Source organism: Gulosibacter chungangensis (assembly GCF_008831155.1).
GTDB lineage: Bacteria > Actinomycetota > Actinomycetes > Actinomycetales > Microbacteriaceae > Gulosibacter > Gulosibacter chungangensis.
The window spans coordinates 21,836-35,937 of sequence record NZ_WBKB01000008.1 but is presented as its reverse complement, the minus strand read 5'-3'; the positions used below and the strand labels follow the sequence as shown (position 1 = coordinate 35,937).

Annotated in this window: 13 protein-coding genes; 6 read left to right on the top strand and 7 right to left on the bottom strand. The window is 63.2% G+C overall.

All coding sequences use genetic code 11. The annotated features are described in order from the left end of the window. Nucleotide 1 precedes the first annotated feature (1 nt). The 5 genes from F8O05_RS11780 to F8O05_RS11760 form a co-directional block, all read right to left on the bottom strand. Nucleotides 2-1,189 (bottom strand): galactokinase, encoded by a 1,188-nt coding sequence (locus F8O05_RS11780; protein WP_158052950.1) that lies wholly within the window; start codon nucleotides 1,187-1,189, stop codon nucleotides 2-4. Nucleotides 1,190-1,305: 116 nt separating this feature from the next. After that, nucleotides 1,306-2,319, bottom strand: coding sequence for an NUDIX domain-containing protein (locus F8O05_RS11775; RefSeq protein ID WP_158052949.1), 1,014 nt, complete (start codon nucleotides 2,317-2,319; stop codon nucleotides 1,306-1,308). Between the two features lie 137 nt (nucleotides 2,320-2,456). After that, nucleotides 2,457-3,482: a nitronate monooxygenase gene (locus F8O05_RS11770; protein ID WP_158052948.1), complete on the bottom strand. Its 1,026-nt coding sequence runs from the start codon at nucleotides 3,480-3,482 to the stop codon at nucleotides 2,457-2,459. A gap of 56 nt (nucleotides 3,483-3,538) precedes the next feature. Beyond that, nucleotides 3,539-4,087 (bottom strand): YceI family protein, encoded by a 549-nt coding sequence (locus F8O05_RS11765; RefSeq protein ID WP_158052947.1) that lies wholly within the window; start codon nucleotides 4,085-4,087, stop codon nucleotides 3,539-3,541. 221 nt (nucleotides 4,088-4,308) lie between these two features. Continuing rightward, nucleotides 4,309-5,829, bottom strand: coding sequence for a sugar porter family MFS transporter (locus F8O05_RS11760; RefSeq protein ID WP_225735895.1), 1,521 nt, complete (start codon nucleotides 5,827-5,829; stop codon nucleotides 4,309-4,311). Nucleotides 5,830-5,919: 90 nt separating this feature from the next. Between F8O05_RS11760 and F8O05_RS11755 the strand changes: the two genes are divergently transcribed. The 6 genes from F8O05_RS11755 (at nucleotide 5,920) to F8O05_RS11730 (ending at nucleotide 12,454) form a co-directional block, all read left to right on the top strand. Next, nucleotides 5,920-6,990, top strand: a complete 1,071-nt coding sequence (locus F8O05_RS11755; RefSeq protein ID WP_158052945.1) for a LacI family DNA-binding transcriptional regulator — start codon at nucleotides 5,920-5,922, stop codon at nucleotides 6,988-6,990. Between the two features lie 199 nt (nucleotides 6,991-7,189). Further along, nucleotides 7,190-8,434 carry a Gfo/Idh/MocA family protein gene (locus F8O05_RS11750; RefSeq protein ID WP_158052944.1) on the top strand — a complete coding sequence of 415 codons (1,245 nt, stop codon included), beginning with the start codon at nucleotides 7,190-7,192 and terminating at the stop codon, nucleotides 8,432-8,434. Between the two features lie 4 nt (nucleotides 8,435-8,438). Beyond that, nucleotides 8,439-9,344 carry a sugar phosphate isomerase/epimerase family protein gene (locus F8O05_RS11745; RefSeq protein WP_158052943.1) on the top strand — a complete coding sequence of 302 codons (906 nt, stop codon included), beginning with the start codon at nucleotides 8,439-8,441 and terminating at the stop codon, nucleotides 9,342-9,344. Nucleotides 9,345-9,347: 3 nt separating this feature from the next. Beyond that, nucleotides 9,348-10,400: a Gfo/Idh/MocA family protein gene (locus F8O05_RS11740; protein WP_158052942.1), complete on the top strand. Its 1,053-nt coding sequence runs from the start codon at nucleotides 9,348-9,350 to the stop codon at nucleotides 10,398-10,400. Nucleotides 10,401-10,475: 75 nt separating this feature from the next. Further along, a complete protein-coding gene (gene iolG / locus F8O05_RS11735; protein ID WP_158052941.1) occupies nucleotides 10,476-11,489 on the top strand; it encodes an inositol 2-dehydrogenase in 1,014 nt (337 codons plus the stop codon). After that, complete coding sequence (locus F8O05_RS11730) at nucleotides 11,486-12,454, top strand: sugar phosphate isomerase/epimerase family protein (protein WP_225735884.1); 969 nt, start codon at nucleotides 11,486-11,488, stop codon at nucleotides 12,452-12,454. Before iolG ends, F8O05_RS11730 begins: the two co-directional genes overlap by 4 nt. A gap of 17 nt (nucleotides 12,455-12,471) precedes the next feature. Here F8O05_RS11730 and F8O05_RS11725 read toward each other — a convergent pair whose 3' ends face one another. Both F8O05_RS11725 and trhA read right to left on the bottom strand, forming a co-directional pair. Further along, nucleotides 12,472-13,158 (bottom strand): DNA alkylation repair protein, encoded by a 687-nt coding sequence (locus tag F8O05_RS11725; protein ID WP_158052940.1) that lies wholly within the window; start codon nucleotides 13,156-13,158, stop codon nucleotides 12,472-12,474. Between the two features lie 72 nt (nucleotides 13,159-13,230). Further along, nucleotides 13,231-13,917, bottom strand: coding sequence for a PAQR family membrane homeostasis protein TrhA (gene trhA / locus F8O05_RS11720; RefSeq protein WP_404811374.1), 687 nt, complete (start codon nucleotides 13,915-13,917; stop codon nucleotides 13,231-13,233). Nucleotides 13,918-14,102: the final 185 nt, after the last annotated feature.

The following is a 14,102-nucleotide window of genomic DNA, read 5'->3' as shown; positions in this document are numbered from 1 at the left end:
ACTAGGCGTCGCGGCGGGGCCCTGCGGAGGACGAGATCTCGTAGACCTTTGGCGCATCCCAGCCATATTCGGCATAGGCGGCCGCGAGCGTCTGCCGGAAATGCGGTTCACGCTCAGCCGGAATCAGCACGTACACCGAGCCGCCGAACCCCGAGCCGGTCATCCGCGCCCCGATCGCACCCGCGGCGAGGGCCAGCTCGGTGGTGACGTCGATTCGCTCCGAGGTGGCCTCGAAGTCCTCGCGCAGCGAGCGCTGGGAAGCGTTGAACAGGTGCCCGGTGGACTTCGCGCCCTCCGTGCGCACAAGTCGCACCAGATCGAGCACGCGTTGAATCTCATTGATCACGTAGCTCGCGCGACGGCGGTCGACTTCGTCAATGTGCGCCGCCGACTCGACCTCTTCGTGTTGTGCCTCGCGGAGATACTGATAGCCGAGCGTCTTTGCCACCCGAGTGCACGCTTGATGGCGGTCAATGACCACGTTCTCCCAGTTGCGGTGGACCTGCCCGGTCTCCACCAGAATCTGCGCTAATCCTTCGTCGGCGAGGTCGGGGCCCTCGATGAGCGAGACGTCCGAGCCACGCGAGTCGTAGAACACATCCTTCCCGGCCTCGGCGCAGAGCACGGTGACGTGATCGGACATCCCCGTTGATGCCCCGATGTATTCGTTTTCTACCCGGTAGCCAAAGTGGGCGAGGTCTTGGTTGCTCAGCCGCAGCTCCCAGAGTGTATTAATCGCGAGTGAGATGGCGCCGCAAATGGATGCGCTTGACGCGAGCCCGCCACCGATCGGCAGGTCGGTGGTGATGAAAATATTCAACCCGGTGGGGGCTGCGGCGGGGAAGTCTTCCACATCTTGATTTTCTTGGATGTGTTTGCTTGCGGCCCAGATCGTGCCCAGCGGATAGTCGCGCCAACTGTGGTCCTGCTGCGGTGCGATCTCCGGCAGCGTGATCTCAATTTGTTCCGAGGTGAGGTCCGTGACCACGCGCACCACATTGTCATCGCGGCGCGAGACCGCGGCAGCGGATCGAGCCGGATGCGCATAGCCGAAGGTCAGCCCGTCTTCGAGATCGGTGTGGTCGCCCATCAGGCTCACGCGTCCCGGCACCGACCACACGCCCTCTGGAGCGTCGCCAAATACCGCGGTGAAGGCTTCCGCGGCGACCTCACTGGTATTGCGAAACATACTTCCCCCGGTTAAGACGTGGACTCAGTCGAACGGCGACTTGAGCATGAAGTGACTCTACGTCGCATTTCTGAAGCGACCTCCTAGGTCACGGAGAGCATCCTTTCACTTCCGAGTTAGGATTCGCTCCCGGCTCGCTCAAGAAATGCTGCCGCTCCGACTGTGGTTGCACCGAGCGCTTCAACGCGGCCGCGCAATTCCCGGTCACTCGTGGCCACGAGCACCGGGGCCAGCGGCTGTGCGAGGCGACTTGCCCGAACTGTCTCGACAATCTCATCGTCGCCCGAAGCATCCGCTGCCCGCACATCCACTCGGCCGGGAAGATCGCCCAATCCGACCACCGCATCCCGCTGCTTGCCTTCGACCACGCAGGTCAACGCTGGCCAGCTGGTCTGCGCATCCATGTCGAAGAGCGAGCCGGGGACACCCGCGGTCGCGATCGTGGCGAGCTCGTGGATCAGCTTGCGGGCCGCTGCGGCGGGGTTGCGCCACCAGCCGTTCGGCTTGCTCCCGAGCAGGTTCGCGACGTCGATTATCACCACCGGACGGAAGGACAGCAGCGGTTCGAGCACTGGCCAGGCCTTCGCGAATCCGGGATGCAGCTTGAGTCGGCGGAGCTCGCCCGGTACAACCCACGCAAGGCCTGCCGATTCATCATCGGTAATCTCTGCTTCGAAGGGGCGAGTGGTCTCGACGACATAGGTCGTGTACGACCAAAACCCCAGGTCAACCACCCGAGACAAGAGCGGCTCCAAGGCATCCGGCGGTACGAGGGCCTCTTCGTGGGCTTCCCGGACCGCGGCATCGAGGGCACTTTCGCCGCGGTTGAGGGCCCCGCCGGGGATGCCCCAGGTACCTCCGTAGTGACTCCAGAGCGCGCGATGCTGCATCAACACGCCGCGGTTACGATCGAGCGTGAGCAGACCCGCGGCGCCGAACTTGCCCCACATTCGCGTGCCGTCAGGGCCTACTGCCCAGTGGTCACCCTCATCTCGAGGCCGGGGCTCATTTGTATAGTGCGCCGGAAGCTGCTCCGAGCGAGCCTCGGGTGAACCGGGCACATACTCTGAAAACACGGGAATGAACCCCGTCTTTGCCCCAAGCTCTTCGGGAGTCTGATCGTTGGTCATTCGTCCCTCCCGAATCAGCGACACCTTCAGGAATTCTACGACCCCGCAAGATGAAGGTGTCCTGATGTGACGTTGCGCGGCAGCGTGGGGTGGGATGCGCGGCTGCGGCTGTCGGGGCGCGAAGCACGAGGCTTCGGTCAGAGTTCAGTCGCGAGGTGCTCCAGGATGCGCGCGGCGGGGCCGGTACGGGCCTCGCGGTAGCCGGTGCCGGCCCACAGGTGCAACCAGTCGAAATCGTGAGCTTTCGCGGCCGCCTGTCGAATGGGACGGGTCAGGTGGTGCACCGCGGGGTAGGCGATCGGGGCGAGATGGTGGAAGCGGTCCATGAATTCATTGTGGAAGGCCCGCGCCGGCCGACCGGTATAGACCGGCGTGAGGGAAGTTTCGGTGAACCGCGGTTCGGCGAGCGCATCCTTGTGGGCGACGGATGCACCCGATTCGTCGCTGCGCAGCAGCAAGGTGCCGACGGCCACAGTTTCGGCACCGGCACTCAGCAGCTCCCGCACCGCTGTCGGTCCGTCGACTCCGCCAGCCGCGGTGATGGGAAGGTCCACAGCCGCGCGCACCGCACGCACCAGATCTTCAGTGGCCATTGGTGTGATTGGCCGAGTCGGGTCGTGGGTGGCGCTGTGGCCGCCCGCCGCGGGGCCCTGCACGACAAGTCCATCCACGCCGATGGCGCTCGCGGCCCTAGCCTCGTCCACGGTGGTCACCGTGGCGATAGTGCGTGTTCCCACACCTCGCAGCGCGGTAACTTCGCTCGCTTCCGGTAGCGAGAACGTAAACGAAACCACCGGCACCGGGTCCTGCACGAGCCGGTCGAGCTTTTCTTCCCAAAGATCGTGGTCGTGGACCACGGGCTCGGGGGAGATTGCTACCTGGAACTGCTCAGCAATCGGCTGCAGGGCCTGCGCGAACCGGTCGAAGGCATCCAAATCGAGCACGCCCTGGCGGGGCACAAACAGGTTGACGCCGAATTCATCGGTGAAGGCGCGCACCTGTCGGATCTCGTCGAAGAGCTGATCTGGGGTTTTATAGCCGCCCGCCAGGTACGGAAAACCACCGGTCGCCGCGACCGATTTGGCGAGGGCCACCGTGCTGGGGCCACCCGCCATCGGCGCGGCGACGAGGGGGAGTTCTGTCTTCAACAGCGAAGCAACCATGCGGGCAGTGTATGCCCAGATTCCAGCGCATTGCTGGAATGGCGCGTTGATACTGCTTACTGCTGCTTCACGAGCGAGAGCTCGAATTCGAGCGTGATCTTGTCGCTCACGAGCATGCCACCCGAATCGAGCGGTGTGTTCCAGGTGACACCCCAGTCGCGACGGTCGATGCGGCGCGTGCCTTCCAAACCGGCGCGCAGGGCGCCGGATGGGTCCGACTCAATGCCGAGCAATTCGAGCGGCACCGAAACCGGGCGGGTGATGCCGCGGATCGTCAGTTCGCCCGCGACAATGAAGTTTTCGTCGCTAATTTCGTCAATCGAGTTCGACACGAAGGTGATCTCCGGGAACTGCTCGACATCGAGGAAGTCGGCGCTGCGGATGTGATTATCGCGATCGGCCTCACGAGTGTCGATGCTGGCCGCACGAATCACCACGCGGACTGTTGACTGGTCGAATGACTCGGGGTTGAGGTGAACTTCGCCGGAGACTTCATTGAACGCGCCGCGAACGCGGGCGATCATGGCGTGGCGAGTCGAAAAACCGATTCGAGAGTGCGCCGCGTCGATCATCCAATTGCCGGCGTACTGGGGGTCGATAGCCATTGATTCGGCTCCTTCTTCGTGCGCGCGAATGCCGCGTAATCTTCCGGTACGTTCAAAATCATGTACCGACGCCTGAGTAATTATGGACTGGTGCGGCAAGAATAGCGCTGATTTCTGCCAAAACATTGGCGGATGCGCGCAACGAAAACCGCGGTGGACTCGAAGCGACTGCCTCGGGCCCACCGCGGTGCCATTATTTAGGTTCTTGTTTGTTCGACTGGCTAGCGCTTCTTCGAGTGGTGCACGTGAATCGCACCGGTGGTGACGTCCTCCTCAAGCGCCTCGAGGGTGCGGCCGCGAGTCTCGGGCACCTGGGTGATCACGAAGATCAGGGCGATCACGCCGACACCGGCGAAGAGGAAGAAGGTACCGGTGATGCCCATGTTTTCGATCAACGTGGGGACGTAGAGCGCGAGGATACCATTCACGGTCCGGCCGAAGAACACCGAGATACCGATGCCGAGGCCGCGAATGTGCAGCGGGAAGATCTCCGCCAGCCACACCCATACCGCGACATTCAGGAAGGTCTGCATCGAGAACACAAACGCGACAATCAGCACGAGCAGGATCCACGGGCGAGCCGCCATGCCCTCGGGGAGCAGGATCGAGGCGATACCGATGCAGAGATGGAAGAAGGTCGTGAGGCTCAGACCGATTGCGAAGGTGGTACGACGGTCGAGGCGGTCCATATTGCGCAGTGCGATGATGCCACCGATCACGGCAACAATACCGGGGGCGATATTCGCGATCAGGGCCGCGTTTTCTGCGAAGCCGGCATCGATCAGGATGCGCTGACCGTAGTACATGATCGAGTTGATACCCGTGAGCTGCTGGGCCATTGCGACGCCCATACCGATCAGCACGATGCGGATCAGCCACTTATTCGAGAGGATCGCACGCAGGCCGCCGTGGCTCTTCTCGCGATTCTCTTCCGCGGCAATGCGCTCGATGTCGGCGATTTCAGCGATGGCGCGCTCTTCGGTGCGCACGGTCTTGAGGACCTCGAGCGCCTTGTCATTGCGGCCCTTTTCGACGTACCAGCGCGGGGATTCCGGCATCCGCAGCATGCCAATGAACAGGCAGACCGCGGGAACCGCGCAGAGCGCGAACATGATTCGCCAGACACCATCAATGTGGCCCCAGATATTGCCGATGATGGCGTTCATCACGAAGGCCGCGAGCTGGCCGCTGACGATAGCGAGCTCATTGCGGCCGGTGATTGAACCGCGGATTTCGAAGGGTGCGAGCTCGGCGAGGTACACGGGCACCACGGTGGATGCGCCACCCACCGCGAGACCGAGCATGATGCGACCAGCGACGAGCAGTTCGAAGCCGGGGGAAGTGACCACCAATACGGTGCCGAGGAAGAACATGATCGACAGAATGATGATCGTCTTGCGGCGACCGATTGCATCCGAAATCTTGCCAGCGAAGAGCGCGCCGAACGCGGCGGCGAAGACGAGCGAGGAGATCACGACACCGAGCGAAAGATCGCTCAATCCCAGCTCGAGCTGCATGGGACGCTCGGCGCCGTTGGCGACACCGGTGTCGTACCCGAAGAGCAGGCCACCGAAACAGGCAATCAGCGAGATGACACCGATTCGACGTCGGTGCGGGCCGGTGCTGAGCGGGGGCAAGGTGGTTTGCGTATGGTCCGCTGTTGATGCGGTCATGGCGAGACTCCTTATTCGTACATCCGGAGCGGCTTCATCGCTTCCCGGACGGCTTGTCCACGGAACGATACGTTAGGACTAACCGGGTCTCAAGCCCTTTGGGGAAATATTTGGACCGGTCCGATCAGCATTAGCTCAACGGTACTGCATAATGGACCCATGGCTTCCGCAAATACGCGTGACGGCAATGATGCCGTGGTTCAGCCGGCCAAGCGGCCGACAATTCGCGACGTCGCCGCGCTCGCTGGCGTCTCCAAGTCGCTTGTTTCGCTCGTGTTTTCCGGCGGTCGGGTCAGTGACGCGCGACGTGAACGGGTGCTCATCGCCGCCGAAGAACTCGGCTATCGACCGAATATGACCGCGCGCTCGCTCGCGGCGGCAGATGGCGACTTCACCGGCATCCTCGTCGCGGACCTGCACAACTCGATTTTTTCGGACATTGTCGACGCCGCACGGAAGGAATTTTCTGCGAACGGCAGGGGAGTGCTCTTCAGCTCCGCCTCGATTCCGGATGCCCAGGGTGATTTGCAGCTCGATCGGCGCGCCCTGCAGGTGTTCGGTGATCTGCGGCCACGGAGCATGCTCGTGGTTGGCACGATGCCGGGGCTGGAAGACCTCGAACGGGTGGTGCCGGGGGTGCCGGTGGTCGTGGCGAGTACGATCGCGCCGACGATTTCAGCGCTGGCAACCGTGCGCACCGATGATGAGCGCGGTATTCAGTTGATCATTGACCACCTGGTGGCGCTCGGCCATCGCCGGATTGCGCACATCGGTGGCGGTGTCGAGGGCGGGATCGTCGCGCAGAATCGAGTTTCGGGCTATCGGGATGCGATGACTCAGCACGGTCTTGCCGAATACATCCAGATCGCCGACGCTGACTTCACTGAGCGCAGCGGCTACCTTGCGACGCGGGAATTGCTCGCCGGCGATTCCGTGCCGACGGCAATTTGCGCGATTAATGACCCGGCCGCAATCGGTGCGCTCGCCGCAATTGAGGATTCGGGACTTGCGGGCAAAATTGCCGTGACCGGATATGACAATTCGGCGCAAGCACGGCTGCGGCAGGTTTCACTCACGAGCATCGACCCCGACAACGCGAGAATCGGTTACGAAGCGGCTCGACGCATCCTCGAACTGGAAGCCTCCGGGGCTGTCCAAGAAACGCAAACACTGGTGGAACCCTCCCTGGTGGTGCGGCGATCGAGTGTTGCGCCATCGGAATTGTCTTAGCGCGAAGTTCTCGGCAAATTCTCGCGCCGCTGCGCTTGACACGCTTCTCTTGTCGGGCATAGATTTGGACCGGTCCAGAAATGGACGCTAATACATATACAGCGCAGCGTCGCGTAGATCGGAATGGCCTCAGCCTTGCTTCCAGATTTGCGTGCGCGCCGCACCACAGGCACACGTGCCCCGAACTCAGGAGGTCGACATGACCGCATCCCTCTCGACTCCGCGCTCCGACGAATCGTCGAACGCTGCCGTCGAACAGCGCACCATCGGTGTTGGCCTCATCAGCGTTGGCTGGATGGGCAAACTCCACAGCCGCGCCTACCGCAACCTGCCCACGTTCTACCCGGACCTCGGCATCCAGCCGCGGTTGGTTGTCGCCGCTGACACCGCCCCGCAGGCCCAGGACTACGCCGTAAATGTGCTCGGCTTCGAGCAGGCCGTGGCCGACTACCGCGAGGTGCTCGCGAACCCCGAGGTCGAAGTCGTCTCGATCTGCGCCCCAAACTTCCTGCACGCCGAGCTGGGCATCGCCGCTGCCAAGGCGGGTAAGCACATCTGGATCGAAAAGCCCGTGGGCCGTGGCGCACACGAGACCGCTGAAATCCGGGACGCCGTCGTGGAAGCCGGTGTGGCTTCGGCAATCGGCTTCAACTACCGTCAGCCGCCCGCCATCCAGTACGCCCGCAACCTGATCAACGAGGGCAAGCTCGGTCGCATCACCAACGTGCGCGGTCGCTTCTTCGGCGGATTCAACGCTGACCCCAACTTCCCGCTCGCCTGGCGCTTCATCCGCGAATACGCCGGCTCGGGCGTGCTCGGCGACCTGATGGGCCACCTCGTCGACCTCACTCACTTCCTGCTCGGCCCGATCGGCTCGATCACCGCATCCACCGGCACCTACATCACCGAACGCCCGGCGATGAAGGGCAGCCCCGACGAGGGCAAGCTCCTGCCCGTGGAGAACGAGGACTACGCGAATATGCTGCTGAAGTTCGACGAGTCGGCGCTCGCGGCCGGCGCACTCGGCAGCCTCGAAGCATCCTGGATCGCCCTCGGCCCGCAGGCCGAATACTCGATCGAAATCTTCGGTACCGAAGGCTCGCTGCGCTGGAACTTCGAGCGCCTCAATGAGCTCGAGGTCGCCTTCCGCGACGAAAACGGCGCCGCCAACTACACGCGCCTGTTTGCCAACCCCACCTTCCCCGACTTCGCACGCTTCCAGCCCTCGACCGGTACCTCGATGGGGTATGACGACCTCAAGATCATCGAAGCCAGCAAGTTCCTGCGCGCAGTAACCGGCGACGACAGCGAAAGCTCCAACATCCACGACGCCCTGGCCTCGGCACAGGTCCTCACCGCCGCGGAAGAATCCGCAAAGACCGGCCAGTGGGTAGACACCCCAGTCGTCCCAGGCAACACCAGCAACACGCGTAAGGAGGCCTAAGTTCATGGCTGCACCAAAGATTGCTACCGCACCCATCAGCTGGGGCATCAGTGAGGTTCCCGACTGGGGCGTTCAGCTGCGCCCCGAGCGCGTGCTGCGCGAAATGCGTGAGCTCGGGTTCGAAGCCACCGAACTCGGCCCGGAAGGTTTCCTCCCGGAAGCACCCGCCGACAAGGCTGCGGAACTCGCGAAGTTCGACATGAAGGCCATCGGCAGCTTCGTGCCGGTGGTCCTGCACGACGCCGACGTTGACCCGCTGCCGCGGATCGAACGCGAACTGGATGACTACGACGCCGCCGGCGCTGGCGTGCTGATCGTCGCCGCGGTCACCGGTCAGGATGGCTACGACATCGAGCGCGAACCGCTCACCGAAGAACAGTGGGCGACGCTCTTTGGCAACCTCGACGCGATCCGCGAACTCGCCCAGTCACGCGGTGTGACCGCGGCACTGCACCCGCACGTGGGCACGGTTGTGGAGTTGGCCGAAGAGGTCCAGCGCGTGGCCGATGGTTCGAGTGCGCTGTTCTGCTTCGACACGGGCCACCTCATGATCGGCGGCACCGACCCGGTTGCATTCGCCGAGAAATATGCCTCGCGCATCGCACACACGCACCTCAAGGACGTTGCCACCGAGGGCATGCTGCGCGTGAAGAACGGTGAGGTCACGTACTACGACGCCATCGAGGTCGACAGCCTCTATCGTCCCCTCGGACAGGGCGACGTGGATGTGCGTGCCATCGTCTCGAGTCTCGTCGCTGCCGGCTATGACGGCTGGTTCGTGCTCGAACAGGACAAGGTTGTGCGGGAGGACCCGGCCGAAGGCGCAGGCCCGATCGAGGATGCCCGCGCGAGCGTGGAATACCTCCGCTCGGTGCTGCGCGAACTTGCCGCTGCGGACCAGGAGAGCTGACCCATGCGAATTGGCATCATTGGTCTCGGTCGCATCGGGCTGATGCACGCGCGCAACTTCGCGCAGACTGAAGGCGTTGACGAGGTCGTGCTGCTCGGCCGCGACCCCGAAAAGGTGGCGGCCGCCGCCGCGGAACTCGCCGAGGCACTTGCGCCCGGCGCGTCCGCGGACCTTGCTGGCGAACTCGCACCCGACCGCGAGCCGGCGAAAATCACCGTCGGTGGCAGCTACGAAGAGGCACTCGAAACTGTGGACGGCATGATGATTGCCACCTCCACCGCCACCCACCCGGAGCTCACGCTGCAGGCGGCCCGCGCGGGGGTACCCGTGCTCGTCGAAAAGCCGCTCGCGCTCGATCTCGAAGTGCTCGAAAAGCTCGCCGATGACCTCGACGCCACCGGCACCGAAGTCATGGTTGCCTTCCACCGTCGCTATGACCCGGGCCACCAGGCACTGCGCAAGCACATCGCCGACGGTGATGTGGGTACCCTGCGTGCCGTGACGGCGACCGCGCACGACCGGCTGCCGCTTTCGGTGGATTACATCCCCACTTCCGGCGGCATGTGGCTCGACATGGCGATCCATGACTTCGACGCGATTCCCTGGGTCACCGGGCAGCGCGTCAAGCGCGTGTGGGCTACCGGCTCGGTACTTGACCAGCCCGCGCACGCCGAACACGGCGATGTGGACTCGGCAATGGCCGCGCTGGTGCTCGAATCGGGCGCTGTGGCGACCGTGAGCGCGATGCGTCGCAATGATGCCGGTCAGGACATGCGCGTGGAGGTATTCGGTTCGGAGAACTCCTACGCGGCCGGTCTCGAGGCGCGCACCCCGATGAACTCCACCGAACCCGGTGTTGCGGCTCCCGGCGAACCCTACGACCAGTCGATGGATCGGTACGAGCGCGCTTTCCGAGCTGAGGCCCAGGCCTTCGTGGACCTCATTCGCGGCGAGGGTGAAAACCACACGCCGCCGCGTGCCGGGCTTGGCGCGATCCGAATCGCGCTCGCGGCGGATAAATCCCTCCGCACGGGCCTGCCGGTAGACCTCGACTAAACCCGCCCTGCTTTTTCGCAAGTGACTCGAAAATTACTTGCAATCTATTCGCTTTAAATTCGCAAAGGACGCGAAATGACCTCTCCCTTTAAGATCGGTCTTATTGGCACCGGCCGTATCGGCCAGGTGCACGCGAGCAGCATTGCCGCGCTAAACGACACCACGCTGCAGTGGGTTGCAGATCCGTTTATTGACGGAGCTAAGACCGTCGCCGCCGAGTACGGCGTGCCAAACGTGACCGAGGACCCCCTCGCGCTGATTAACTCGGGCGACGTGGATGCGGTGGTGATTGCATCCCCGACACCTACCCACGTCGACCTCATCTCGGCGGCGATTGACGCCGGAGTGCCTGCGCTGTGCGAGAAGCCGATCGACCTCGACATCGAACGAGTGGACGCGCTGCGCGAGAAGGCGCGCTCGGCGAAAACCCCGATCGCGCTCGGCTTCAACCGTCGCTTCGACCCGCACTTCGCCGAGATCCGCCGTCGCGTGGAAAGCGGTCAGATCGGGAAGCTCGAGCAGCTCACCATCATCAGCCGCGACCCGGCCGAGCCGCCGCTTGACTACGTGAAGGTTTCGGGCGGAATCTTCCGTGACATGACGATTCACGACTTCGACATGGCACGCTTCTTCGTGCCGAATATTATTGAGGTGACCGCACGCGGTGGTAACCAGTTCAGCAGCGACATCGAATCGGCGGGGGACTACGACTCGGCCGTCGTGACCCTGCGCGGTCAAGATGGCGAGCTCATCACCATAACGAACTCGCGCCACAGCAGCTACGGCTACGATCAGCGCCTCGAGGCCTTCGGGTCGCTCGGGATGGTGCAGGCCACGAACGTCGGCCCCACCACGGTGCGTCTCTACAACGATGAACTCGTTGAGGCACAGGTTCCCTATGAGAACTTCTTCCTCGAGCGGTACGCCGCGGCGTACCGTCTGGAGTTGGCAGCCTTCATCGAGGCGATCCGTACCGGCACGCCCGCAAGCCCCGGCTTCGAAGACGGCCGTGCGGCACTGCTGCTCGCCAATGCCGCCGAAAAGTCGGCAGCCGAGGGCATCACCGTCAAGGTTGACCTGAGCGCATGACTGAGTCGTCGATGACTTCGGGTGCCGAGCCGGGGACTGAGCCTGGTGCGGCTGCCGGTCTCGGTTTCGGCGCGAAGCCCAGTGCGGCGGCTGAGTCAGCGGCGGCAGCGATTGCGCTGCCGCCGCTGGTCGCGACCTGCTGGACGACTGCCGGGAGCGCGATGCCGGCTGCCGCATCCGAACTGAGCCCGTTCTCGGCGGTGGCGCGCGTGCGCGCGGCCGCCGAGAACGGCTGGTCCGGGATTGGCTTCGGTCAGGATGACGTGCGGGAAATTCGGGACACCATCGGCTTTGCCGCGTTGCGGCAGGAGATCGAGGACGCGGGCTTAACGCACGTTGAGGTTGAACTGGTCTCGAACTGGTGGCAAGAAGACGGCGACTGGCGCGAAAACTGGGAACTGCTGTTGGAAGCAGCAGGGGATCTCGGCGCCGCGTTCATTAAAGCCGGTACCGACTTCGCTGACCCCCTCACGGACTTCAGCGATTACGTCGCCCCGTTCCGAAGTCTTGCCGAGGAAGCCCAGGCCGTGGGTACCCGAGTGGCGCTGGAACCGCTGCCCTTTGGACGGTTTGCTTCGATGCCATTCGGCGCCGAGTTCATCCGCGCCGTGGACCATCCCGCGGCCGGACTCGTGGTCGATTTCTGGCATGTGTTCCGCGCAGGCACCTCGCTGGAGGAACTCGCGAGATCGCTCACTGCGGACATCGTGTTCGGGGTGGAACTCAGCGATGCCCACGCCGATATTCGCGGCGAGACGCTCTTCGCCGATACCCGCGATCATCGCACGCTGATCGGGCAGGGTGACCAGGACGTGGTCGGGTTCATTCGGACCATGCGCGAGGTCGGCTACACCGGCCCGTGGGGTGTAGAGATCCTCTCGGCCGAACATCGCGCGCGCTCGCTGGAAGAAGCGGCGAAAATCGCCTATGACACTGCCGCGGCAGTGTTTGAGACAGTGCAGTAGCGGAGCGATTTACGGGGCTATTGCGACTTCTGGCGCTTCACCATCTCGGTGATCCAGATCGGAGCAAAGGGCGAGACGCATCCGGCTGCCGTTGGGTAATCCTTGAGTACCTCGAGTCGCTCTCCGATTTCGAGGGCCCGCGGTCGTAGCCTCTCGTTGGTGATGCCAATCTGCGCGAGGTTCTCGTTCATAGCCCACTGCAGGCGTTCCGGAGCATCCTTCATCTCTGACTCGATAGTGTCGAGCAGCTCGGGGAGATTGAGCCCATCTGGGTCCGTGAGAACCCGATTGCTCGTGAGCGCCCACCCGCCACTTGCCACAATCGGATCAGGGTCCGCGAACCACTCTTGGCGCAATGCATCCGCGTGCTTGCTCTTCTTGACGACGTAGTTGACAAGCCAATCCTGGACCTTGGGCACACGGGCGTCCCGCAACATGGCGTTGAGCTCCTCGTAGTCGAAAGCTTTCGGCCGACAGATCAGTAGCGCCACCAGCCGAGCACCGGTGTCACCGGTGGCCCAGAGTGCAAGCGCGAAGTCATGCTGTGTCTTGAGCCGCTTCGCGATCGCGCGAATTTCACTCAGCTTCACACCATGATTATCGCCGTGCTTCTCATTGACGGCGCGAACTTTTGGGTTCTCGAGCGCAGCGAGCTCGGAGAGGACTTCGGCGACAGTGAGCGTTTCGCCCGGTGTAGTTGCCATCGCGGATCTCCCTGATTTCTGGTCGTCTGTGAATGCGGTATCGGATCTTCGACATCGGAGGTCGAGTGTGAGTTAGACGTAGGGCGGGTTGATCGCGACCAGGAGGATTGCCGTCCAGTGGCAGAGGAACGCGAGTACCGTCGCGGTGTGGAAGAGCTCGTGAAAACCAAACACCCCGGGAATGGGATTCGGCCGCTTCATGCCGTACACCACCGCACCGAGCGTGTAGAGCAGCCCGCCGACTAGTACGAGCACCATCATCGCGACGTTTGCCTCCACCAGATCGACGATGTACATCATGGCCGCCCACCCCAGCAGCACATACAAGGGCACATAGAGCCAGCGGGGCGCGGTCACCCAGAAGACACGAAATCCGATCCCCAGCAGCGCGCCCGCCCACACCAAACTCAGCAGCAAGACACCCTTGTGTGGTGGCAGCGCGAGTACCGCAAGTGGCGTGTAGGTGCCAGCGATGAGCAAGAAAATATTCGCGTGGTCGAGTCGCCGAAATAGCTGCTTGGTTTTCGGTTTCCAATTGATCCGGTGGTAGAGCGCCGAAATCCCGAACAGCAGCATCGAAGTGAGCATGAACACCGCGGAGGACCACTTCGCGGCGGCCCCGTCAGCCAGCGAAATCAGCACGATTCCCGCGGCAATCGTCACCGGGAAGGTGCCCGCGTGGATCCAACCTCGCCAGGTGGGCTTTACATCCTGTGGGGGATGCTCGGCTGCCTCCTCGACGAGGGGGATGCCCGGCAGTCCCCACGCGGGATCCTGCGCGGCGCTCGGGGAAGTGCTCTGGGAAGTGCGCTCGGGCAGCTCATCGTTGTGCTGCGACTCGCCAGGATGCTCGCGGTCGAGTTCGCCGGGATCTGCGGAAGTACGGGGGTCAACCATGGAACTACCGTAGTGCCCTCAGATGCAAAAATAATGGAGTTAGTGAA

Coding starts and splice junctions, on each gene's coding strand:
- F8O05_RS11780 (WP_158052950.1), bottom strand. CDS start 1,189: ATGTTTCGCAATACCAGTGAGGTCGCCGCGGAAGCCTTCACCGCGGTA.
- F8O05_RS11775 (WP_158052949.1), bottom strand. CDS start 2,319: ATGACCAACGATCAGACTCCCGAAGAGCTTGGGGCAAAGACGGGGTTC.
- F8O05_RS11770 (WP_158052948.1), bottom strand. CDS start 3,482: ATGGTTGCTTCGCTGTTGAAGACAGAACTCCCCCTCGTCGCCGCGCCG.
- F8O05_RS11765 (WP_158052947.1), bottom strand. CDS start 4,087: ATGGCTATCGACCCCCAGTACGCCGGCAATTGGATGATCGACGCGGCG.
- F8O05_RS11755 (WP_158052945.1), top strand. CDS start 5,920: ATGGCTTCCGCAAATACGCGTGACGGCAATGATGCCGTGGTTCAGCCG.
- F8O05_RS11750 (WP_158052944.1), top strand. CDS start 7,190: ATGACCGCATCCCTCTCGACTCCGCGCTCCGACGAATCGTCGAACGCT.
- F8O05_RS11745 (WP_158052943.1), top strand. CDS start 8,439: ATGGCTGCACCAAAGATTGCTACCGCACCCATCAGCTGGGGCATCAGT.
- F8O05_RS11740 (WP_158052942.1), top strand. CDS start 9,348: ATGCGAATTGGCATCATTGGTCTCGGTCGCATCGGGCTGATGCACGCG.
- iolG (WP_158052941.1), top strand. CDS start 10,476: ATGACCTCTCCCTTTAAGATCGGTCTTATTGGCACCGGCCGTATCGGC.
- F8O05_RS11730 (WP_225735884.1), top strand. CDS start 11,486: ATGACTGAGTCGTCGATGACTTCGGGTGCCGAGCCGGGGACTGAGCCT.
- F8O05_RS11725 (WP_158052940.1), bottom strand. CDS start 13,158: ATGGCAACTACACCGGGCGAAACGCTCACTGTCGCCGAAGTCCTCTCC.